1 protein-coding gene is annotated in these 1,071 nt (G+C 42.3%); it reads right to left on the bottom strand.

The genetic code is table 11. The annotated features are described in order from the left end of the window. Positions 1-25 precede the first annotated feature (25 nt). Positions 26-1,071, bottom strand: a 1,046-nt coding sequence (locus I3255_RS14735) for an efflux RND transporter periplasmic adaptor subunit (RefSeq protein ID WP_238039500.1), incomplete at its 5' end; no start/stop codon positions are given.

The following is a 1,071-nucleotide window of genomic DNA, read 5'->3' as shown; positions in this document are numbered from 1 at the left end:
CTGTAAAACGCATTGTTCCTCCAGATTACAGCATTGGGGTTTCTGCTGGGCTCTTAAGTGCATCACTTTCAACTACGTGCACTTTCGCATTGTTGCTTAGACGAACTTGACCTGAAGTAACGACAACATCACCAGGTTTTACACCATCAAGAACATGGACGATATCGCCTTTGTGTTCACCAGTTTTAACTACAGACTGCTTAACGCGTAGCGTGCCTTTGTCATCTTTTGCTGCAATATAAACATTGTCACCATATAGGGTGTAGGTGATGGAGGTTTGCGGCAGAATAATCTGATCTTTTAACGTAGGTAAGATGATGTGAGCACGGGCAAACATACCACTACGTAACTGACCATCATTATTTGGGATATTGGCTTGAACCTGGATTAAACCACTTTGGTAATTAACTGCTGGCTCAATTGCACTGATCTTGCCGCTAAATGGCGTTTCTGGGTATGCATCAACAAAGATCTCAACATTTTGACCTAAGTGAATATCAGAAATGTCGGTCTGCGGCACAGTAAAGCGCAATTTCATAACAGAAGTATCTTCAAGGCGAACCACATCAGTACTAGGCTGAATGTATTGGCCAAGGAACACGTTACGTAGACCAACCTGACCGCTAAATGGGGCTTTGATAGTGCGACGGTCGAGCTGTGCGCGTTGACTTTCAATATCCGCTTTTAAGGAGAAGTAAGACGCTTGAGCATCTTCATAAGCTTCTTTTGAAATAGAATTTTTCTTATACAGCTCTTGGTAACGGATGTATTTTGCTTTCGCCGCAGGTAGACGAGCTACGTTACTCTGCAATTGTGCTTTTTCTACATCAGAATCTAGCGTAACTAAAGGCTGATCTTTTTTCACCTTCATGCCAGAGTCAAAATCAATTTTATCGATAATACCTGAAACCTGAGAAGTAATAGTTACCCCTTGGTTTGGTTCGATAAAGCCGATAGCTTCAATGGATGGCACCCAATTGGTATTTTGCGCCGTTGTGACTGTCACCGGATAGTCAGGTTCAGGCATATTGGCCATATACTCGGCTATCTTCTTTTCTTTAAATAGATTGA

The sequence above is a fragment of the Psychrobacter sp. Ps6 genome, assembly GCF_022129235.1.
Taxonomy (GTDB): domain Bacteria; phylum Pseudomonadota; class Gammaproteobacteria; order Pseudomonadales; family Moraxellaceae; genus Psychrobacter.
The sequence above is the reverse complement of the archived record's forward strand: the minus strand, read 5'-3'. Positions and strand labels throughout refer to the sequence as shown.